This window comes from Micrococcus lacusdianchii (assembly GCF_023155805.1).
Taxonomy (GTDB): Bacteria; Actinomycetota; Actinomycetes; order Actinomycetales; family Micrococcaceae; genus Micrococcus; species Micrococcus lacusdianchii.
Genome location: NZ_JAKNUW010000010.1, coordinates 1 through 20595 on the forward strand (window position 1 = coordinate 1; position 20595 = coordinate 20595).

Sequence of the window (20595 nt, forward strand, 5' to 3'; positions counted from 1 at the left end):
TGGCCCGGCTCTTGCGCTCGGCCAGAGTCCCGATCGCTGAACGCTCGGTCCCGATGATCAGGTCCCCTTCCCAGTGCCCGGGCACAGCACGATCAGCGGCCTCGGGTGGGCGCTTGCTGAACACCACGTCCTCGGTGACGTGGCCCTGGGGCTTGTTCCGGGTACGTTCCCGCGGCTCGCGCAGAGCCCGCCCGGTACGCAGGCACGCGACGAGTTCACGCGTGAGCGCCCCACGCCCCTGGATGAACAGGGACTGATAGATCGCTTCGTGAGAGATCCGCATGGACTCATCATCCGGGAACTCCAGGCGCAGCCGGTGGCTGATCTGCTCAGGGCTCCACGCCGTGGACCATCGCCGGTCCGCCCGGCGCGGTTTCATCTTCCGCCCCTTGAAACCGGGCCCGACTGGTCCTGGCACGGCCACGCCATCGGGGCCCAGGACCACCCCGTTCAGGCGTGCCTGGATGTAGTCGTGCAGTCGCTGGTTCGTGGCCAGCTTCGCCGGCTTGGGCCGCCTGGCCGCCTCCTGGGCCTTCCACTGCGCCACCGTGGCCCGGTACTCCTGCTTCCCGGAACGGGTGGCGCAGTTACGGCGCAGTTCACGGCTGATCGTGCCCGGGTCACGTCCCAGCGTGCGTGCGATCTGACGGACCCCGTGGCCCTGGGCGTGGAGGATTGCGATCTCCTCACGCTCAGCGAAGGACAGGTACCGGCCGGTGGGCTCGGCCAGGGACAGCGGGGTCATCCCGCCAGCGTGACGGAACCAGCGCGCCCCGACGGGCCAGGACACGCCCACACTCAGGGACGCCTCGACTGTGGTGACGCCGGTGGCGATCACCCGCCAGAACTGGCGTTGGACCTCCCGTGAGGGCTGCGGCCTGCCAGGAGAGCGCATCGGGGCCCGCAAGGCCCGATCCGCTCTCCACTGCCGACGTGTCCCCTCGGGCACGTCACTGATCTTCCTCGCCCAGTCCTTGCTTGCCATCGCCCATACCTCCAGTGATTCTGAGAGGGTGTTGCGACGACCGATTGAATCCACCCTGAGCACCCCTGTCGCTGTGGTGCACAAGGCCCTGCCGGCCGCGGGTAGCGCCGGTGGAGACCAGTGCGTGCTCGAGAGCGAGCAACGGCAGCCCTGCGGTGCGAAGGCTGCCCGAGACCGCCCATCCCACGATGCGCCGGGAGTAGACATCGGTGATGAACGCGACGTAGCAGAACCCCGAGATCGTGCGCACGTAGGTGATGTCAGCGACCCACAGCTGATGAGGACGATCCGCGGCGAAGCGGCGTTCCACGAGATCCGGCCGGGCATCCGGCACGCCAGCAGGGCGGGTCGTGATCGGCTTACGGCCGCGCCGAACCCCCTGCAGGCCGGCTTCCCTCATGAGCCGGGCGACCTGGTCACGGCCGACCTGCCAGCCGGCCCGGACCATGGCGTGGTGCATCTTCCTGATGCCGTAGACGCTGTAGTTCTCAGCGTGGATCCGCTTGACCTCCTCCAGGAGCAGGACGTCTCGCAGGGCCCGCGCGGAGGCTGGTCGTGTCTTGGCGGCGCGGTAGCCGCGGGAGGTGATGAACCCACATTCCGTCGCACGAAGGGTGCGGCAGATGGCCTCGACCCCGAACTGATCGCGGTGTTCGTCGATGAACCGGATCATCTCGTCGTGGGGCGGTCGAGCTCCGCTGCGAAAAAAGCCGAGGCCGCCTTGAGGATCTCGTTCGCGCGCCGTGCCTCGGCCAGCTCGCGTTTGAGCCTGCGGATCTCCTCCGCAGGGGTCTCTGAGGCGGGTGCCTGGGCTACTTCGTGGCCGTGGCGTTGGCACCACATCCGCAAGGTCTCTTCGCTGACATCGAGCTGAGGGGCTACCGCCCGGATGGAATGCGAACGTGGCCCTCCTTGCGTGGCTTGGCGTTCGAGGACCATCCTGATCGCGCGCTCACGCAGCTCGGGGCTGTACTTCTTGGGCATGTTCCGATTCTCCTTCAGTTGGATCGGAACGAAACCCAGGGCGCTTCAGTCGCCCGGCGTGAGGCCAGCAACCAAGTTGAAGGCGCCGGTGAGAATGTTCAGCGACACGACCCCGACGACATCAGAGATCTCACGGTCGCTGTACCCGTATCCCCGAAGCTCGTCAATCTGCTCGTCGGTGATCGAGGCAGGCTCACGGTAGACCTGGACGCCGAGCGCGATCATCGCCGCGACCGGGCCGGTCATCGCCGTACCCTGCTGGGCGAGTGCGATCTCGTCATCGCTGACCCCGAGCGATCGTGCCGCGCTGATGTGCGAGGCCAGGCACATTCCGCATCCCTGCTTCGACTGCACGGCGATCGAAACGAGCTCGCTGACCTTACGGTCGAGCTTGGCGCGACGCATGGCTTTGCTCAGCTGCAGATAGCCGCCGAGCACCGCCGGGGAGTGCGCCATCGTCGAGACCATGTCTCCGACCTGGCCGTGCCGCTCGACGAGATCGCCGAGCAAGTCTCGTGAGGCCCCCACTGCAGTCTCAGGGGTCAATCGGGAAAAACGGGGCATGATGCCTCCTCTGTCAGTTCGGTCGCGAGTTCGAGGTGGGAGAACCCGCACGAGTGCGTCCCTGCTGCTGATGTTCGGCATGGAAGATCGCAGCCTCAGCCAGCGCCCCGGCAGGCACACCGTTCAATAGGTAGAAGTCGCCGGACTCGCGTCGCTGCCGACTCACGAACCCGGCCGACTCCAGGCGGTGAAGCTCGTGGGAGGTCTGGTCGACGGGAAGGTCGACGATGTCCGCCAGATGATTGGCAGAGACCTCGATGTCGCGAATGGCGAGGATCATCTTCACACTCACCGGATTCGCCAGCAACGCGAAGACTCCGACCGCCGCATCCAGATGCGGTGTGTCATACGTGGCGTGCACGTGCTCAACCTCTTTCATAGTCATCAATACTACCCCATACCCCTATAGGGTATCAAGGGTTATTCAATCGATGTGACGGACTCGGAAACGCGTGGCCGGGTGCGGCGGATCGGGGTGAGGCCAGAGACGACGGGTCCGCGCAGGAGCACGTGTCCAGTCGGGAGGGTCAACCGCGTCCAACGGCCGGCGGTTGAGATCGTGGCCCCGTTTCCTCGGCTGAGGAACCCGCAGACGTAGGCGGCGAACGCAACGCCTTGTGGCAGCGATGCGAGTGCCGTGTCCGGGGTGCCCCAAACCGTGCCCCGGATCTTGCGGACGACATCGTCGCCGGGTTTGTCGGGAAGTGCTTGGGCGACGGCCTCGATGCCGGCACGGGCGCTGCGCATCAGCGTCAGGCTGGACACATCCGCAATAAGTCTCCACCCGTGTTGCGGGGGTTCGACGCTGGTCCAGGCGGGTGCCAGCGCGGTTTCCGGCAACGCCAGGGTCAGAGGGTCGGCGGTCGCGGTCAGGGTTTCGACGGTGACGTCGCACTGCAGCTCGGGGTCGGAGCGGAGCGTGCGAAGGACGAGGATCGTAGGAGTGCGGTCGAGCGCACCACGGGGCGTTAGCGCGGCTGCGCTCATGCGCAGCAGCCCGGCCGCGGCCTGCAAGCGCACGCCGCGGGCGCCGGCCCGCGCGGCCCGCTTAGCGAAGGTGAGCGCGTCGCGGGCGGACGGCGCGTCGGCAAGGATCAAGCGCGCTGGCATCCTGAGGGTTTGTGCCCGCCGTGTCCTGGAACGCGGTGATCGGGGTCCGGGTTCAGGAGCGAACGAGCCGGTTGATGGCGTCAGTGGCTTCCTGGATCTTCTCGACGGCCGCCTCGTCGCTGAGCTTGGCGGCATCAAGCACGCAGTGCTTGAGATGGTCGTCGAGCAGACCAGTCGCAACCCCCTGGAGGGCACGGGTCAGAGCGGAGACCTGGGTGAGGATGTCGATGCAGTACTTCTCCTCATCGATCATCTTCGCGATCCCACGCGCCTGTCCTTCGATGCGCTTCATGCGGCCGAGATAGCGCTCCTTGTCGCTGATGTAGCCGTGCTGGTGGGAATCGGTATCGACAGACATGGGCATGTCCTTACTTCTGGCGCTCCAGGACGGAACGCGTGCTGGCTTCGGGTGTGAGGTCAATGCGCCGCAGCAGCTGGGCGTTGAGCGCGACAACCACGGTGGAGGCCGACATCAGGATCGCGCCGATCGACATTGGCAGGACGAATCCCACCGGTGCCAGAATACCGGCCGCCAACGGCACCGAAAGAAGGTTGTAGCCAGCGGCCCACCACAGGTTCTGCTTCATCTTGCCGTATGCGCGTCGCGACAGCTGGATGATCGAGAGCACGCTGCGCGGGTCGGAACTGGCCAGGATCACCCCGGCCGAGGCGATGGCGACATCGGTGCCCGCGCCGATCGCGATGCCGACATCGGCCTGCGCCAGAGCCGGGGCGTCGTTGACGCCGTCGCCGACCATCGCGACCCTCTTGCCCTCTTCCTGCAGCTGGGAGACCTTCGCGGACTTGTCCTCCGGGCGCACGCCGGCGAAGACGCGGTCGATGCCGAGCTCCCGTCCCACCTCGTTCGCCACCGCCTCGGCATCGCCGGTGATCATGACGACCTCGACACCGAGGGCGTGGAGGGCGTCGACGGCGTCGCGGGATTCTGGCCGGACCTCATCGGCGAGCCTCAGCCCGCCGACCACCTGGCCGCCGCGGAGAACGTGCAAAATGATCGCGCCCTCGGAGCGCCATGCCTCGGCCGTGCCGACCTCGTGCTGACCGGTCTCCTCGAGCAGCCGGGGCCCGCCGACGCGGACCTCCTGGCCGGAGACGGTCGCGGTGACGCCGACAGCGGGCGAGGATGAGAAGCCGCTGGCCTGCTGGAGGGCAAGGCCCTTGTCCTTGGCGGCGGTGACGATAGCCTTGGCAAGCGGGTGCTCGCTGTCGGCCTCGGCCGAGGCAGCGAGGGCGAGGACCTGGTCCGCGTCGAGTTCCCCGGTCGGCTCGACGCCGGTGACGGTGGGCTCCCCCTTGGTCAGCGTGCCGGTCTTGTCGAACAGCACCGCGTCGACCTGCCGCATCGACTCCAGCGCCAGGCGGTCCTTCACCAGGACGCCTCCGCGGGCGGCCCGCTCGGTGGCGATGGAGACGACCAGCGGGATCGCCAGGCCGAGCGCGTGGGGGCAGGCGATGACGAGCACGGTGATGGTGCGCACGACGGCCTCGTCGGGCATGCCGATGAGCGTCCAGACGACCGCAGTGACCAGCGCCGCGCCAAGAGCGAACCAAAACAGCCAGGCCGCGGCCTTGTCGGCGATCCGCTGGGCGCGGGAGGATGAGTTCTGCGCCTCGGCGACGAGCCGATTGATGCCGGCCAGGGCGGTGTCGTCACCGGTGGCGGTAATCTCCACCCGCAGGCCGGAGTCGGTGGCCACGGTGCCGGCGGTGACGGTCTGGCCCTCGCCGCGAGAGACCGGGCGGGACTCGCCGGTGATCATGGACTCGTCCATCTCGGCGCGGCCGTCGACGATGGTTCCGTCGGCCGGGACGCTGCCGCCGGGGCGCACGATGACCACGTCGCCCACGTCGAGGTCGGCTGGGGCCACCTTGACGACGTTCTCGCCCTCGACGCGCTCGGCCTCGTCTGGCAGCAGTGCCGCCAACGAGTCGAGCGCCGAGGTGGTCTGGGCCAGGGAGCGCATCTCGATCCAATGGCCCAGCAGCATGATGACGATCAGCAGCGCCAGCTCCCACCAGAATTCGAGCTCGTGATGGACGAGCCCGAGCGTGGCGGCCCAGGAGGCGAAGAAGGCCACCGTGATCGCCAGAGCGATGAGCAGCATCATCCCGGGCTTGCGGGACTTCAACTCGCTGACGGCACCGGTGAGGAAGGGCCTGCCGCCCCAGACGTACATGACGGTGCCCAGCGCCGCGGCGACCCAGCCCGCCCAGCCGGGGACCTCGTAGCCCAGCAGCATGGCGAACATCGGCGAGAGGGCAACCGCGGGGATGGCGATGACGAGATTGATCCAAAACAGCCGGCGGAACTGACCAACGTGGTCCCCGTGCCCGCCATGGCCACTGTGATCTCCGTGCCCACCGTGCTGGGCATGCTCATCGTGGCCGCCATGCTCGTCGAGGCCCCTGTGGCCTGAGTGCTCCCCGCGGTCCATGGCGTGGCCCTGATGCCCGGTGTGCTGACCCTCGAGCGTGCCGTGCACATCCGCCGAGGCGTGCGCGGACACAGACCCGTGGTGATGCTCGCCGTGGGCGGGTGTATCGGTTCCGTGACCGTGGTGCTGGTGTGAGTTCGGGTCCGTCATAATTCCTCTCCTCCGTCATCGAGCCAGGCCGATTGCCGCTCACCCGGTGACCGGGCAAGCGAACGTCGGCTCAGGACGCTGGTTGGATCTCGCTCTCAACGACCCACTTGTGGTTCGTCATCTTCATGCCGTCCGTCTCGTAGTCGACCATGTAGACCGTCTCATCGGTGGACGAAGCGATGGTGGCCTCTACGCCTTCCATGCCTTCCATGTGCTCGGCGAGCAGAGTCACCTCTGTGCCGTCGGCCAGACGCTCGTCGCCGGCATCCTCAATTTCTTCCTGCACGACCCACTTGTGATCAGTGACGGGGTCGCCGCCACCTGCGGGCGTGTAGTTCACGGAGTACGTGTACGTGTCGAATGCACCGGAAATCGTTGCTGTAGCCCCTTCCATGCCTTCCATGTGGTCGGCCGTGAGCTGCACCTCGGTACCGACAGGGTAGGTGGGCTCACTGGCTTCGGCGATACCCTCGGGTGCCGGTCCGCCGTCCATCGGGTGCTCCATCTCCTCATCACCGCTTTCTGCGTTGTTGCCGCCGTGGCCCTGATGCTCCTCAGTAGCCGAAGGGTCGGTCTGCTGGTCGTCGTCTGCTCCGCTGGCGCAACCGGCGAGCACGAGCGCCACTCCGAGCGCTCCCGCTGCCAGTCCTGTTCGCAGTCTCCTCTGCATGTCATTTCCTTTCATCAATATGCCTACCCTATACCCCTAGGGGGTACTAGTCAAGGCTTGTGTGTTGTGTCGGTATGGATCAATCGGAAGCCCCTTCTCAGAGGGTCTGCTCGTGTTGGATGGGCAATGCGGCGATGAGGGGATGGTCGAAGCCCGTCGGTCCGATCTTCGCGGCTCCCCCGGGAGAACCCAACTCGTCGAAGAACTCGACGTTGGCCCTGTAGTAGTCAGACCATTCGTCCGGCAGGTCGTCTTCGTAGTAGATGGCCTCGACGGGGCAGACCGGTTCGCAGGCTCCGCAGTCGACGCATTCGTCGGGGTGGATGTAGAGCGAGCGTTCGCCCTCGTAGATGCAGTCGACAGGACATTCGTCGATGCAGGCGCGGTCCTTGACGTCCACGCAGGGAAGCGCGATCACGTAGGTCATGGCTGCTCCTCTCGGTCGGGTGCGGATCGGCGGTGAGAGCCGGTGGGAGGCTCGGGGAAGTCGTCAGTCTCTGCCGGGCCTGCGGCCGGGTGCGGGATGCGCAGGCGCAGGACGGTGGCGACGAGGCTGAGGGCGATGATGATCGCACCGAGGATCGTCATCGTCCCCGACAGGGTGAGCACCGGCACGAGCAATCCGGCGACGATGGTGGGCAGGCCGAATGCCAGGTAGGCAACTGTGTAGATCACAGCCATCACGGCGGCGCGTTCCGACGATGCCGTGTGGGGCATGAGTGTGCGCAGTACCCCGAGGAACGCTGTGCCGAACCCGGAACCGACGATCGCGACCGAGGCGACATAGGCTGAGTAGGAACCGAGTGCGAGGGCGCCGATGCTCACCGCGGTGCCGAACGCCAGGGCACTGGTCGCATACAGGCTGATGGTGCGGGCGGAACGCCGCTGTAGGACGGACGAGGCGGTGACTCCGGAGATCGCCAGTGCGAAGATGACGATCCCAGCTTGGGTGTGCGTGGAGCCCCCAAGCTCACTGCCGACGAGGTCGGCCCCGAGCGCGAGGAAGAGCCCGTTGGTCGCCCACCCGGCGATGATCACGGGCACGCCGGCGGTGAACATGCGGCGCAGGTGCGGTGGCACGGTGAACCGCGGACGGAGGTCGCCACGTCGTATCCGGGTCTTCGGGACCAGTTCCGGTGTGCTCCACACGACCGTTGCCACGATGAGGAAGGCAAGCACGAGCGACCCGAAGACGGCAGTTGTCGGTTCGGAGGTGAGATCGAGGAGAAGCGCAGCACCAAGAGCCCCGGCCCCAAGGCCAATCATCGGGCCGATCGTGTTCCACAGGGCTGCGATGTTCCGATGCGACGGGAACTCGAAATCGATCATCATCGCCGACAGCGCCGGGATCAGCAGACCCGCTGCGAGCCCTTGCAAGGCTCGGGCGACCAGGAGCGCCGCGAGGCTACCGGCGAACCAGAACATGGCCACGCTCAGCGCCAGCGCCAAAGAACCGGCGGCCACGACCGGACGTCGGCCGACGTGGTCGGAGAGTGGTCCGAGGTAGAGCAGCGCGGCCAGGAGGGTGAAGGTGTAGACCGCGAACACGAGTGTGGTGGCGACGGGGATGAGTCCGAGCCGATCGGCGATCTGGGGGTAGAACAAGGACGGCGCGCTGGCAGCGGCCATCATGAGAATGGTCGCTGCCAGCGAGAGCACGAAGCCCCGCCGTGGGATCTGCCTAATACAGTCTCCCGCCATCGCCTATGCCCGCACGCCGTGGAGCTGCTGCCCCCACTGGTAGACGGTGCCGACTGCGTCGATGCCAGTGACGCCGACGACGATGCCGTCGGTCTCGTGGCGGACGATGAACTCCTCACCGGCTTCCAGGTGGGCGTCTGCGCCGGCTGTGTACCCGACTCCGGAGATCATCTGACCGTAGACCATTGCCATGTAAGGGCTGCGTGGCAGGTAGGCGCCCGGATCGTCGCTAATGCCGAGGTCGTGCAATGCGGCCTGCGCGGCATGCGCACCCTGTGCGGCGGCGTCTTCCCAATGGTCGATGCGCCAGGCGCCCAGTGCCTCGTCGTGGTGCGTGGCCACACCTCCGGCCGCGTAGACGTGGTCTGCCGCGGCGCGGAGGTGATCGTCGACGTCGATACCGTTCGTCCACGGTAACGGGGCTGCGGGCGTCGTGCCGAGCGCGAGGAGAAGGAAGTCAGCCACGACGGGATTTCCGTCGTTGAGGGTGATGGTGACACCGGATTCTGTTTCGTCGACATGCTGGAGAGTGCGACCGAATCGGGCCTGCACCTTGGCGGCATGGTCGGCGGCGAGGCGCTCAGCCACGGGCGCCCCAAACGCTCCGACACCGGGAATGGAACTGCGGGAGACCAGCGTGACCATGTGTCCGTCGGCTTGCAGAGACGAGGCTGTCTCGGCTGCGATGATTCCACCGCCGTAGATCGCTACCCGCGCGGGTCGCCCCAGTCCGGTCAGCAGCTTTCGGATGCCCAGGGCATCCTCCACGGAGTGAAGAGCGGTGACCCGCCCTTGTCCGGCGTCTTCGCCGCCGAACACGTCAGCGGGCAGGGAGCGAGGCATACTCCCGGTCGCGACGATGAGCGCGTCGTAGGAGACCTGTGCGCCGGAGGTCAGCTGGACCTGCTTCGCCGAGGTATCGACTTTGAGCACGGTGTCGGCGATGACCTCGATCTGAGGCAGCGGGAGCTTGATCATCTCCGGCGGTGTCGGACCGAACGCGATTCCCTTGATGAGCATCCGCGTATAGGGCGTCTCCCCGGTGCGGGTCACCAGCGTCACCCGGACATCGTCGCGTGAGGCGAGAGTGCGGGCGGCTGCGGCCCCGGCTGCTCCCGAGCCGAGGATGAGAACGTGCTGTGTGGTCATAGAAGAACTCCTGAACTGCTGGTCGTGATCGAACTGATGCGCCGGCGTCAGGAGCGCACGAGGCGGGCGATGGCCTCGGACGCCTCGCCGAGCCTCTGCTCGCTCACTGGTCCGCCGGCGAGTGCGGCGTCGAGGACACAATGCTTGAGGTGATCGTCCAGCAGGCCGAGGGCGACATTTTCGAGTGCCCTGGTGACTGCGGAGATCTGAGTGAGGATGTCGATGCAGTAGCGGTCCTCGTCGACCATCCGATCGATGCCGCGGATTTGGCCTTCGAGGCGCCGCAGACGATTGCGGTACTTCGTCTTATCGCTGATGTATCCGTGGACGGACGCGTCGCCGTCGCCTCCTGCGGGGCAGGTGTCGAGGTGGGTTTCGGTGGTGGGGGTCGTAGTGGTCATGTCGGTTCGCTCCGATCAGGTGGCGGGGTGCCGCAGCGGTGCCGCGGCACCCCGCACGCTGGTGGATTACGCCATGTTGGCGGCGTACTTGGCCGGGTCCGAATCGAACGCGGGCCCACAGCCAGCGCAGCAGAAGTAGTAGCGCTCACCCTCGAAGTCGCGGTAGAGGCCGGCGGCCTCGGCGGTCTTCTTGCTGACCGGGGTGCCGACCATGACCGGGCAGGTGGTCATGTCATCGGCGCCCCCGCCAAGAAGGTTCTCGCGTCCACCGTTCTCCACGGCGGGGTTGGTCTCGTTCGTGCTGCAGCAGCTGCTCATTCTCTGGTGTTCCTTCGTTATTGGATTCGTGTGGATGGGTGGGTTCTCGTACGTCACTTCGCGGCGACACTCGTGAACCCGCGCAGGCGGAGGCTGTTGCCGACGACGAAGACGCTGGAGAACGCCATCGCCGCACCTGCGAGCATGGGGTTGAGCATGCCGAGCGCAGCGACCGGGATCGCGGCGGTGTTGTAGGCGAATGCCCAGAACAGGTTGGTCTTGATCGTCGACAGGGTCTTCCTGGACAGGCGGATCGCGTCGACGGCGGCCCGCAGGTCACCGCGCACGAGCGTGATGTCGGAGGCCTCGATCGCGACGTCCGTGCCGGTGCCCATCGCCAGGCCCAGATCAGCCTGCGCGAGCGCGGGGGCGTCGTTGACGCCGTCGCCGACCATCGCGACGATCTTGCCCTCTCCCTGGAGGCGGGTGACGACGTCGACCTTGTCCTTAGGCAGCACCTCGGCGATGACCTCGTCGATGCCGACCTCGGCCGCGATCTGGCGGGCCACGGCCTCGTTGTCACCGGTGAGCAGTACCGGGGTCAGGCCAATCTCCTTGAGCCCGCGGATCGCCTCGGCGCTCGTGGGCTTGACGGTGTCGGCGACGACGAGGATGCCGCGCGCAGCACCGTCCCAGCCGATCGCGACGACCGTCTTGCCCTCGCCCTCGGCCTGGGCCTTCGCCTGTGCGATCTCCGGAGAGAGCTTCTGCGACCAGTCCGCCAGCAGAGACTCGCGGCCGACGACGACCGGGGTCCCCTCGACGATGCCCTGCACGCCCTTGCCCTCGACATTGGCAAAGTCCTCTGGAGTAGGCAGCTGGCCGACTTCCTGGGTCGCGCCCTTGGCGATCGCCTGCGCAATCGGATGCTCCGAAGAGTCTTCCAGTGCGCCGGCGAAACGCAGCAGCTCCGCACGATCCACACCGGGCTCGGTGATCACGTCGGTCAGAGTCATCTTGCCGCTGGTGACGGTGCCGGTCTTATCGAGCACCACAGTGTCGACCTTGCGCGTGGACTCCAGCACCTCCGGGCCCTTGATAAGGACGCCCATCTGCGCACCGCGGCCAGTGCCGACGAGCAGCGCAGTCGGGGTCGCGAGACCCAGCGCGCAGGGGCAGGCGATGACGAGCACGGCGACCGCTGCGGTGAACGCGGCGGCGACGGGGAACCCGCCTCCCAGCCAGGCGCCGAGGGTGATGAACGCGACGACGATGACGATCGGCACGAAGATGCCGGAGATGCGATCGGCCAGACGCTGCACCTCGGCCTTGCCGGTCTGCGCGTCCTCGACGAGCTTCGCCATCTGTGCGAGCTGTGTGTCCGAACCCACACGAGTCGCCCGCACGACCAGGCGGCCTCCGGCGTTGACGGTGGCACCGGTGACCGAGTCGCCCTCGCGGACCTCGACCGGCACGGACTCGCCGGTGAGCATCGAGGCGTCCACCGCGGAGGAGCCGGAGGTCACGAGACCGTCGGTGGCGATCTTCTCGCCTGGACGGACGATGAACTCGTCGCCGACCGCCAGCTCAGAGGTGGGGATCTTCACCTCTACGCCGTCGCGGAGTACGGCGACTTCCTTCGCGCCCAGCTCCAGGAGGGCGCGCAGCGCGGCCCCGGCCTGGCGCTTGGATCGCTTCTCGAAGTAGCGGCCGGCGAGGATGAACATCGTCACGCCCGCGCCGACTTCGAGGTAGATGTTCGCCGCGCCATCCGACGGAGCGATCGTGAACTCGAAGGGGTGCGTCATGCCGGGAGTGCCGGCAGTGCCGAGGAAGAGCGCATAGAGCGACCAGAGCAGTGCGACGGAGGTACCCATCGAGATGAGCGTGTCCATCGTCGCCGCACCGTGCTTGAGGTTCGTCCACGCCGCCTTGTGGAACGGCCAAGCTCCCCAGATGATCACCGGTGCGGCCAGGGCGAGTGAGGCCCACTGCCAATACGTGAACTGCAGCGCGGGGATCATCGCCATCGCGATCACGGGAACAGTGAGCACAATCGCGCCGATCAGCCGATGCCGCAGCGAGGTGAGCTCACTGTCTTCCTCCTCCCCGGCCTCGGTCTCCGACGTGTTCGCCGTAGTGTCCTTGGGCTTGGGCAGTGCGGCCGTGTACCCGGTCTTCTCGACCTCGGCGACCAGCAGTGACGGATCGTAGCCGGCAGGCACGGTGACCTTAGCCTTCTCAGTGGCGTAGTTGACGGTGGCCGCGACGCCATCGAGCTTGTTCAGCTTCTTCTCGATCCGGTTCGCGCAGGAGGCGCAGGTCATCCCGCCGATCTCCAACTCGATGTCCGGCCCACCCGTTGGGGGCGCTGATGTGCTCATCCTCTTCCTTCTTTCTCAGCTCTCGTGCGACGCCAGGCCCTGCGGGTCAGTGGCCGTCGGAATGCGAATCGTCTGTCTTCGAGCCGTCACCATGCTCGGCGTCGATCACGAACTCGGCGGTGTGCACCTGCCCGTCGACCTGGAAGTCCAGGTAGAGCAGGTAACGGTCGGCGGTCGGGGCCTCCGCTGCGAATCCGATCTCGGGTCCGGCCGTGTCCCCGGCCTGGGGCTCGTCGCCCTCGGCGTGGACGTGCAGGTAGGCGAGGTCACCCTCGCGCAGCGCCACCAGGTGGCCGAACGCGCCCAGGTAAGGCTCCAGCGTGGTCACCGGCTGACCGTCACGCTCGACCGAGATGGTGAGCTCGCTTGAGGTGCCCGCAGTGAGATCGCCGTTGAGGGAGACGGTGTATCCGTCGACCTCGTCGGTGGTCTGCGCCTCGGTCTCGACAGGGGTGAAGTCGCCAGCCACCTCGACCGCGCGGGTGAGAGTGATGCCTTCGGCTTCCTCGCCCGCGGGTGTGAAGTCGGCGTACACCCGGTAGGTGCCCGCCTCGTCCCAGGTCCACGGCACTGACCAGGTGCCTGTGCTCGTGTCGAGTTCGGGGTGCACGTGCTGGAAACCGGCGCCATCGGTGCGCACGGCGATCAGATGCAGGTCCTTCTCGTGCGCGGTGGTGTATTCGGTCACCGGTTCGCCGGACTCGTCGAGGATCTGGAAGCTCAGGTCTCCATCCTCGCCTGCGGCCGTGGGGGCCTGGACCGGAGAGAGCACGAAGCCGTCCGCGCTTGCGGAGACCCCGTTCAGAGCGGGCTCCGCGGTTTCCTGCGCAGCGTCGCCGTGCCCTTCACCGTGTGCGTTCACGTCACTTCCTTCTGCCCATGCTGCTACGAAGCTATCGGGAATGACAGCGCCGGCGAGGCCGAAGGCCCCGCCGAACGCCACCACCAACCCGGCCCCGTAGAGCGCGAGCCGTCCTCCGGCCTTCATCAGACGCGCACCGCCGAGTAGCCGGCCTCCTCGACCGCCGCGAGGACCTTGGCGTCGTCGATCTCGCCCTCGGCGGTGACGTTGAGCTTGCCGGTCTGCGCGCTGACTTGGATGTCCTGGACGCCGGGGATCTCGCTGACCTCCTCGCGGATCGACATCTCGCAGTGGCCGCAGGTCATGCCCGTCACCTGGTAATCGTTCGAAGCCATCAGGTGTCCTCCTTGTATGTCGGGTTGTACGTCGGGAGTACCCCTACCGGGTACGTGTACTAGTCAAACGTATACCCATGTCAGGTATTCCGCAAGGAGGGAGGCGATCGTGTGAGCTGCATTGCGCAAGTGCTGCAAACAATGGTTGGAGCGTCCGAGGTGTGCCTTGTGGTGCACCGATGCTGCGGGGCGATCCGCTGGGTTCTGGCGCTGCGCGTCGGAGAGTAGTGACCCCTCGGCTCATCAGAACCGTGGACTGCCTTGCCGCATCGACGAAGGCAGCGAAGACTGGTACGAAACCGACTCGCGCCCAGACCCGTCAGTGAGTGGGGTCAACGCTCGGGAAGCGCGGTGCCGGAGACCCCAGGCAGGGGTCTCTGACGGTGACCCTGGTGAAGGCGCGCGGGCGCAGCAGCACGGGGACAGTCAGTGGCCGGGCCGATCCCGTGGAGGACGTCGTCACCCTCGGGGTTGTCGAGATGCAGCAAAGACTGCACGCGACTCGCCGTGAACCGTTCGGAGAGGGGGCGGGATCCGGTGTGTGAGGGAGCCTGGCCGGACGCCCCTGCCGTGCTGGGGCGGGGAGCAGGCTGGGGTATCGAGTCGACAACTCTAGGCTGTCACCGTGACCACTGTTTTAGATCACCTCCGCGCTGATGACCGCGAGCACGTCGGGTACATCGAGATGACCGACGAAGGCCTCTTCATCCCCTACGACCTCCTGCGTCGGCGATGCGGTGAACCCATGGAGTCGACCGAGGCCGAAGAACTGCTTGACACCGTCGGTTTGCAGGCGTTGGGCGAACAATGGCTGCTTCGCACCGAGGGTGACGCATGGGTGCCCGTGGGCATCCAGGAGTTCTCACGAGAGGCCGTCACAGTGGCGCCGCGGCTCGATGACAGGGCGGTGGCCAAGGCGCCGGATCTCACCGCGACGGTGATGTTGTCGTTGCCTACGGATCGGCTCCGTTCCGCCGAATGAGGCTGGGCGGTTCCCTTCTCAGGCGAAGATCTCCCGCAAGGGTGTCCACCCCACGGGAAGCGGCCCGCAGATGGCGGCTCGTTGCCTGTCTGCCTCATGGGACCAGCCCTGAGCTTGTCCCGGGCTGCCGACCAGACCCCGGGCCAGGCGGAGTCCCACGTCCTCCAGGACGGCGTCCGGGGCGCTGCCCCGGCGCACTGAGGCGCGCACGCTCCAGGGTTCATCCGCCCAGCCACCCCCGCGCAGACTGCGGTAGTCGCCGTAGCGGGCGGGATCGGCGTAGTCCCAGCACCATTCCCAGATGTTGCCGAGCATGTCGTGCAGACCGTGCGGGTTGGCTTTCTTCATGCCGACGGGCTGGGGGCCCTCAAGGTGGTCGAGGCTGGTCCAGGCGATGTCTTCAAGCGGCCCGTAGGTGGGCGAGGTCGTTCCGGCGCGGCAGGCGTACTCCCACTCGGCCTCGGTGGGCAATCGGTACCCGTCAGCGCCCGTGTTCCAGGTGACGGAGCGTCCGTCCCCAGCATGCGTGTAGGCCGGCTGCAGCTCTTCAGCATTGGATAGCTCGTTGCAGAGGTTGATGGTCTCGAACCATGTCAGAGGCGTGAGCGGGCGTCCGGTGCTCCGGTCACGGAGGGGGTGCACGGCCATCTCGAAGGGCTCCAGTTCCACATCCCGTGTGGTCCCGCGACGGGCGTCACGCAGGGTGATTTTTCCCGAAGACAGGGTGGCCATGGAGGGCTGGTTCATGGCGTCAGCGTCGCACACGGGCTGACTGGAGAACCACGAGCTGCACCCGGACAGGGTTCAACTGTCAATACCTAAGTGACTCGTGGTCGTATGAAACATATTTGCGCGTTTGTGAAATATTCGCTGCATCTCGACAACCGCCGTCGGCGGAGCGCCCATTCCTTACAGGGCCGAACCGTCACCTCCGTGCATGTCAAGGTTCCAGGCGCTCCATGGCGTATGAATCAAATTGGCGCGTTTTGGAACTCTTCGCTGCATCTCGACAGCATCTCGACAAAAGTTCCCCCGACGGCCGCCGTTTCCCGAATGGAAACGAGGGGGCTACACTCCTGAACACCGTTCATTGAACAGCGTTCATCGCGTCACCCCGCCTCGCACCCAGGAGCACCATGTCCCGCACCGCCCCCGACGCCCACGCCCCCGACACCCACCCCGCCGACGCCCGCCGCCGCACCGCCTCGCCCGGCGCGTCCCTGGCGAAGATCGCCGTGATGGCCGCGCTGATCGCCGTCATGGGCGCCATGCCCGGCATCCCGGTCCCCGGCATCCCGGCCCCCATCACCCTGCAGACCCTCGGCGTGATGCTGGCCGGTCTGGTGCTCGGGCCGTGGCGCGGGGCCGCGTGCCTGGCCCTGTTCCACGGGCTCGTGGCGCTCGGCCTGCCCCTGCTCGCGGGCGGTCGCGGCGGCGCCGCGGTGTTCGTGGGCCCCTCCGGCGGCTTCCTGTGGGGCTGGATCCCGGGGGCGCTCGTCGTCGGCCTGATCTTCCGCGCCTACCTGCGCCGTCGCCGTCCCGGGACGGGCACCGGAGGCCTGATCGGCTCCGCGCTGCTCGCCTGCGTGGTCGGCGGCATCGCCGTGATCTACGCGTTCGGCATTCCCGGCATGCACCTGCTCGGCGGCGTGCCGCTCCAGGGGGCGGCGATCGGCTCGCTCGCCTTCATCCCGGGCGACCTGGTCAAGGCCGTCGTCGCCTCCCTCCTCGCGGCGGGCCTGTGGAAGGCCTACCCGCGCGCCTTCGCCTGAGCGTGCGCGCGGGGGAGCGGATCGCGCCCGTGCGGGGCGCGGACCACGCGGCCGTCCTGACCCGCGCCCTCGAGCTGCGCGCGGCGGGGCGGGTGCCGCTCGTCCTGGACGAACGCGTCGCCCCGGAGGCGGCCGCCGCCCAGGTCGACGCCGCCGTCCACGCCCTCGACGACCTCGCCGCCCGCGCCCCGGAGCGGGCGGCGCAGGTGGCGTGGACCGCCGCAACGTCCGGCTCCACGGGCGCGCCCCGCGTGGTGCTGCGCACGGACCGCTCGTGGTCCGTCGGCCACGCCCACGTCCGCGCGTGGCTCGGTCTCGAGCCCGGGGAGGGGCTGCTGGTGCCCGTGCACCCGACGTCCTCCATGGCCCTCAACGCCGCCGCGTTCTGCGCGGCCACCGGCGCCCGACTGCGCGTGCCCGCGCGCGCCCGCGTGCGGACCGAGGACCTCACGGGTGCGCCGCACGCCCCCGCTCCGGCCGCCCTCCACGGCACGCCCGCCCAGCTGGCGGACGTCCTCGACCTCCTCGACGACGCCGCCCCGGCCCCGGCCCTCCGCGTCGCCCTGGTGGGCGGGGACCGGCTGACCGCAGGGCTGCGCGCACGTGCCAAGGCCCACGGGCTCCGTCTCGTCCACTACTACGGCGCCGCCGAGGCCAGCTTCGTGGCCGTGGACCCGGACGGGACCGGGCTGCGCCTGCTGCCCGGCGTCGAGGCGGAGACCGAGGACGGCCTGCTGCTGGTCCGCTCGGACCAGCTGGCCGAGCCGGACGGCTCGTCCCTGCACCTGACCGGCCCGGACGGCGCCGCGACCGCCGTGCCCCGCTGGCGCCCGGACGGGTTCCTCCGCACCGGCGACGCCGCCGCCCTGGACGGCGGCCGCCTCATCCTCCACGGCCGGGCGGACGGCGTGATCCTCACCGCCGGGGCCACCGTCCACGCCTCCGCGGTGGAGGAGGTCCTCGCCGGCGTCCGGGATACGGCGGGCCGGCCGCTCACCTCCGCCGTGCTCATCGCGGGGGAGCCGGATGCGCGCCTGGGCCGGCGCGTCGTCGCCTGGGTGGAGCCCGCGCCGGGACGGGACCCGGAGGACGTGATCGCCGCGCTCCGGACGGCGGCCCGCGACCGCCTGACCCCGGCGGCCCGCCCGCGACGCTGGCACGCGGTGGACCGGCTGCCCCGCACGCCCTCGGGCAAGGTGCGCCGCGTGCCGCCGGGATCCGTGATGGACTCGGGCGCATGACCCCCGCCGCCGACGTCTGGATCACCGCCGCCGCCCGCACGGCGGTCACCGGCCGCTCCCGCGCGCAGGCCCACCGGGACGCGGGGGAGCTCGGGGCGGACGTCGTCGCCGCTGTGACCGGAGGCCGGGACGGGGCGGAGGTGGCCGGCGTCGTGCTGGGCAACTGCTGGGGTCCGGGGGGCAACCCGGCGCGCGTGGCCGCCCTCGGGGCGGGCCTCGGCGACGCCGTGCCCGGCTGGACCGTGGACGCCCAGTGCGGTTCAGGGCTGCTGGCCGTGCTCCAGGCGGCCGGGCACGCCGCCCCCACGGGACGGGCCGTGGTGGGCGGCGGCGTCGAGTCCGCGTCCACCGCCCCGGAACGCCTCCGGGACGGGGTGCCGTACACGCAGGCCCCCATGGTGCCGCGCGGCCGGCCGGACCCTGGGATGACCGCCGCCGCGGACGCCCTCGCCGCCGCCCGGGGGATCCCCCGCGCGCGGCAGGAGGCCTTCGCAGCCCGGTCCCACGCCCTCGCCCTGGCTGCTGCGGACCTGCGCGCCGCCGAGCGTGCCCCGGGGCCGGAGGGCGCGCCCGCCCCCGACGACGACGGCCCCCGCCGCCTCACCCCCGCCGCCCTCGCGCGGTTCACCGGGGTGACCCCCGGCGCCGACCCGGACACCGCCGTGACCGGGGGGACCGCCGCCCGCATCGCGGACGGGGCGGCGGCCGTGCTGCTGGAGCCGGGAGTGCCGGACACCGCCGCCCTGGCCCGGCCCGTGCGGCTCGCCGGCGGGACGATCACGGGCGGCGACCCCGCCCTACCGGGGATCGCCCCGGTCGCGGCCGTCCGCGCGGCCCTCGACGAGGTCGGCTGGGCACTCGAGGACCTGGCCGTCGTGGAGGTCGTGGAGGCCTACGCCGCCCAGGCCCTCGCCACGCTGGACGACCTGGGCCTGACCGACGGGGACGCCGGCGTCGATCCGCGCGTGAACGCCGCCGGGGGTGCGCTGGCCCTGGGCCACCCATGGGGCGCCTCCGCCGCGATCGCCCTGGTCCGGGCCGTGCACCGCCTCCAGGAGCAGCCGCCGGGCGCGCGGGGCCTCGTCGCGTGCGCCGTCGCGGGCGGCATGGGCGTCGCGGCCCTGCTGGAGGTGGGCTGATGGGATTCCTGCGTCGCCCCGTGCCCGTGCCCGCGGCCTCCGGAGCGGACCGCACCGTGCGCCTGCGCGGGGTGCGCGTGGAGGCGGCCGGGCCGACGTCGTCCGCCGTCCTGCTGGAGGACGTGGACCTGGAGCTGACCGCCCCGCGCGTCGCCGTGGTGGGGGAGAACGGCTCGGGCAAGTCCACGCTGGCCCGGGCCGTGGCGGGCCTGGCGGACGTGACCGCCGGCGAGGTGATCGTGCACGGCGTGGACGCCGTACGGGACGTGAAGGGCCTGCGCCGGACCGTGGGCATGGTGTTCGCCAACCCCGCCGCGCAGATGGTCATGCCCACCGTCCGGGAGGACGTCGAGCTCACGGTCAAGGCCCTGCGCGGGCCCGACGGGCGCCGCCTGCCCACGGAGGAGGTCGCCCGCCGCACCGACGCCGCCCTGGCCGGGCACCGGCTCACCGCGCTCGCGGACCGTGCGTGCCTTTCCCTGTCCTCGGGGCAGGCCCAGCGCCTGGCCGTGTGCTCCGTAATGACCGCCGCGCCCTCCCTCGTGATCGCGGACGAGCCCACCTCCCTCCTGGACGGCCGGCACCGGCGGATCATCGCGGACCGACTCCTCGCCGCGGACCCGTCCGCCCCGGGCGGCTTCCAACTGCTGCTCGTCACCCACGACCTCGAGCTCGCCCGCGCGTGCGACGAGGCCGTGTGGGTCCATGCCGGCCGCATCGAGCGCACCGGTCCCGCCGCGGACGTGGTGGCCGCCTACGAGGCCTTCCTGGACCGCGCCGTGGCCGAGGAGCTCGCCTGATGCTCTCCCTCTACGTGGACGGCGACTCGCCCCTGCACCGCTGCCCGGCCGGGTGGAAGATGGGCGTCTTCGCCGTGTGGGTGCTGGCCCTGACGCTGCTGCCGGCGTCCGTGGGAACGGCGGGCGCCGCCGTCATCGGGGCCGTGGTGGCGTACCTGGTGGGCTTCGGAGTGCGGCGGGGAGCGGGGATGCTCGCCGCCGACCTGCGTGGCCTGTGGATCTTCTACGCCGTCCTCTTCGCGGCGCAGTGGCTCTTCCTCGACCTCACGACGGCGGTCCTCACCACCGCGCGCGTGCTCGGCGTGGTCCTCACGGCCCAGGTGATGACACGCACCACCCGGATCGCGGACATGGCCGGCGTCGCCGAGGCGCTGCTCACCCCGGTGCCGCACCTGCCATGGATCGGGCCGGCCCTGGCGCGCGCGGGCGTCCGCCCGGACCGCGTGGGCCTGGCGATGGGCCTGGTGCTCGCCTCGATCGGGCACCTGCGCGCCCTCGCCGAGCAGATCCGCCATGCCCAGGCCGCCCGCGGGGTGCGGCTGGCGCCGTGGGCGTGGGTGCTGCCGCTGCTGGTCCTCTCGCTCAAGCACGCCGACGACGTCGGCGACGCCCTCGCCGCCCGTGGCATCGAGTAGGCCCCGGCCATGTGCGG

Annotated in this window: 25 protein-coding genes and 1 other annotated feature; of the genes, 7 read left to right on the forward strand and 18 right to left on the reverse strand. The window is 69.2% G+C overall.

Translation table 11 applies throughout. The features are described 5' to 3' along the window. The 8 genes from MA879_RS07530 to MA879_RS07565 form a co-directional block, all read right to left on the reverse strand. Positions 1-985: IS30 family transposase (locus MA879_RS07530; protein WP_470365346.1), on the reverse strand; the 985-nt coding region annotated here is incomplete at its 3' end. Then, the gene (locus MA879_RS07535) at positions 951-1658 is read right to left on the reverse strand and encodes an IS3 family transposase (RefSeq protein ID WP_248124738.1); all 708 of its coding nucleotides are present in this window, start codon (positions 1656-1658) and stop codon (positions 951-953) included. The genes MA879_RS07535 and MA879_RS07530, both read right to left, overlap by 35 nt. After that, positions 1594-1697: a sequence feature (AL1L pseudoknot), on the reverse strand. (Overlaps the previous gene by 65 nt.) Next, the gene (locus MA879_RS07540; protein ID WP_248124754.1) at positions 1655-1969 is read right to left on the reverse strand and encodes a transposase; all 315 of its coding nucleotides are present in this window, start codon (positions 1967-1969) and stop codon (positions 1655-1657) included. It overlaps the preceding feature by 43 nt. The genes MA879_RS07535 and MA879_RS07540 overlap by 4 nt, the downstream gene beginning before the upstream one ends. A 45-nt stretch (positions 1970-2014) precedes the next feature. Beyond that, entirely contained in the window at positions 2015-2533 is a 519-nt protein-coding gene (locus MA879_RS07545) for a carboxymuconolactone decarboxylase family protein (protein ID WP_248124757.1), read from the reverse strand. Between the two features lie 13 nt (positions 2534-2546). Then, positions 2547-2912: an ArsR/SmtB family transcription factor gene (locus MA879_RS07550; RefSeq protein ID WP_248124758.1), complete on the reverse strand. Its 366-nt coding sequence runs from the start codon at positions 2910-2912 to the stop codon at positions 2547-2549. A 41-nt stretch (positions 2913-2953) separates the two neighbouring features. Beyond that, a complete protein-coding gene (locus MA879_RS07555) occupies positions 2954-3631 on the reverse strand; it encodes a DUF8185 domain-containing protein (protein WP_248124759.1) in 678 nt (225 codons plus the stop codon). Positions 3632-3695: 64 nt separating this feature from the next. Further along, entirely contained in the window at positions 3696-4001 is a 306-nt protein-coding gene (locus MA879_RS07560; protein WP_006214168.1) for a metal-sensitive transcriptional regulator, read from the reverse strand. A gap of 10 nt (positions 4002-4011) precedes the next feature. Further along, the gene (locus MA879_RS07565; RefSeq protein ID WP_418001230.1) at positions 4012-6099 is read right to left on the reverse strand and encodes a heavy metal translocating P-type ATPase; all 2088 of its coding nucleotides are present in this window, start codon (positions 6097-6099) and stop codon (positions 4012-4014) included. A 12-nt stretch (positions 6100-6111) separates the two neighbouring features. Between MA879_RS07565 and MA879_RS12415 the strand changes: the two genes are divergently transcribed. After that, on the forward strand, positions 6112-6234 hold the full coding sequence (locus tag MA879_RS12415; RefSeq protein ID WP_282447718.1) for a hypothetical protein: 123 nt from the start codon (positions 6112-6114) through the stop codon (positions 6232-6234). An 85-nt stretch (positions 6235-6319) separates the two neighbouring features. Here MA879_RS12415 and MA879_RS07570 read toward each other — a convergent pair whose 3' ends face one another. The 9 genes from MA879_RS07570 to MA879_RS07610 form a co-directional block, all read right to left on the reverse strand. Beyond that, positions 6320-6919 carry a YdhK family protein gene (locus MA879_RS07570; RefSeq protein ID WP_248124763.1) on the reverse strand — a complete coding sequence of 200 codons (600 nt, stop codon included), beginning with the start codon at positions 6917-6919 and terminating at the stop codon, positions 6320-6322. 97 nt (positions 6920-7016) lie between these two features. Continuing rightward, positions 7017-7346, reverse strand: a complete 330-nt coding sequence (gene fdxA / locus MA879_RS07575) for a ferredoxin (protein WP_141842703.1) — start codon at positions 7344-7346, stop codon at positions 7017-7019. Further along, entirely contained in the window at positions 7343-8578 is a 1236-nt protein-coding gene (locus MA879_RS07580) for an MFS transporter (RefSeq protein WP_248124767.1), read from the reverse strand. The genes fdxA and MA879_RS07580 overlap by 4 nt, the downstream gene beginning before the upstream one ends. A gap of 45 nt (positions 8579-8623) precedes the next feature. Further along, positions 8624-9769, reverse strand: coding sequence for an FAD-dependent oxidoreductase (locus MA879_RS07585; RefSeq protein WP_248124768.1), 1146 nt, complete (start codon positions 9767-9769; stop codon positions 8624-8626). A 47-nt stretch (positions 9770-9816) separates the two neighbouring features. Continuing rightward, entirely contained in the window at positions 9817-10170 is a 354-nt protein-coding gene (locus MA879_RS07590) for a metal-sensitive transcriptional regulator (RefSeq protein ID WP_006214162.1), read from the reverse strand. A 66-nt stretch (positions 10171-10236) separates the two neighbouring features. Beyond that, entirely contained in the window at positions 10237-10488 is a 252-nt protein-coding gene (locus MA879_RS07595) for a YHS domain-containing protein (RefSeq protein ID WP_059280884.1), read from the reverse strand. Positions 10489-10541: 53 nt separating this feature from the next. Beyond that, positions 10542-12812 carry a heavy metal translocating P-type ATPase gene (locus tag MA879_RS07600; protein ID WP_248124770.1) on the reverse strand — a complete coding sequence of 757 codons (2271 nt, stop codon included), beginning with the start codon at positions 12810-12812 and terminating at the stop codon, positions 10542-10544. Between the two features lie 46 nt (positions 12813-12858). Beyond that, the gene (locus MA879_RS07605; RefSeq protein WP_248124772.1) at positions 12859-13800 is read right to left on the reverse strand and encodes a hypothetical protein; all 942 of its coding nucleotides are present in this window, start codon (positions 13798-13800) and stop codon (positions 12859-12861) included. Then, a complete protein-coding gene (locus tag MA879_RS07610) occupies positions 13800-14009 on the reverse strand; it encodes a heavy-metal-associated domain-containing protein (protein ID WP_006213359.1) in 210 nt (69 codons plus the stop codon). Before MA879_RS07610 ends, MA879_RS07605 begins: the two co-directional genes overlap by 1 nt. A gap of 625 nt (positions 14010-14634) precedes the next feature. On the opposite strand from MA879_RS07610, the gene MA879_RS07615 reads away from it, so the two are divergent. Continuing rightward, entirely contained in the window at positions 14635-14991 is a 357-nt protein-coding gene (locus tag MA879_RS07615) for a hypothetical protein (protein WP_061873204.1), read from the forward strand. 18 nt (positions 14992-15009) lie between these two features. Here the strand turns inward: MA879_RS07615 and MA879_RS07620 are convergent, their stop codons facing one another. Then, a complete protein-coding gene (locus MA879_RS07620; protein ID WP_248124775.1) occupies positions 15010-15738 on the reverse strand; it encodes a formylglycine-generating enzyme family protein in 729 nt (242 codons plus the stop codon). A 389-nt stretch (positions 15739-16127) separates the two neighbouring features. On the opposite strand from MA879_RS07620, the gene MA879_RS07625 reads away from it, so the two are divergent. From MA879_RS07625 to MA879_RS07645, 5 genes are read left to right on the forward strand one after another with little or no spacing between them, the layout of a single operon-like run. Then, positions 16128-16763 carry a biotin transporter BioY gene (locus MA879_RS07625; RefSeq protein WP_248124778.1) on the forward strand — a complete coding sequence of 212 codons (636 nt, stop codon included), beginning with the start codon at positions 16128-16130 and terminating at the stop codon, positions 16761-16763. Positions 16764-16765: 2 nt separating this feature from the next. Continuing rightward, positions 16766-18004 (forward strand): AMP-binding protein, encoded by a 1239-nt coding sequence (locus MA879_RS07630; protein WP_248124779.1) that lies wholly within the window; start codon positions 16766-16768, stop codon positions 18002-18004. Next, on the forward strand, positions 18001-19143 hold the full coding sequence (locus MA879_RS07635) for a thiolase family protein (protein ID WP_248124782.1): 1143 nt from the start codon (positions 18001-18003) through the stop codon (positions 19141-19143). Before MA879_RS07630 ends, MA879_RS07635 begins: the two co-directional genes overlap by 4 nt. Further along, on the forward strand, positions 19143-19943 hold the full coding sequence (locus tag MA879_RS07640) for an energy-coupling factor ABC transporter ATP-binding protein (protein WP_248124784.1): 801 nt from the start codon (positions 19143-19145) through the stop codon (positions 19941-19943). The genes MA879_RS07635 and MA879_RS07640 overlap by 1 nt, the downstream gene beginning before the upstream one ends. Then, complete coding sequence (locus tag MA879_RS07645; protein ID WP_248124789.1) at positions 19943-20578, forward strand: energy-coupling factor transporter transmembrane component T family protein; 636 nt, start codon at positions 19943-19945, stop codon at positions 20576-20578. Before MA879_RS07640 ends, MA879_RS07645 begins: the two co-directional genes overlap by 1 nt. The last annotated feature ends 17 nt before the right edge of the window (positions 20579-20595 follow it).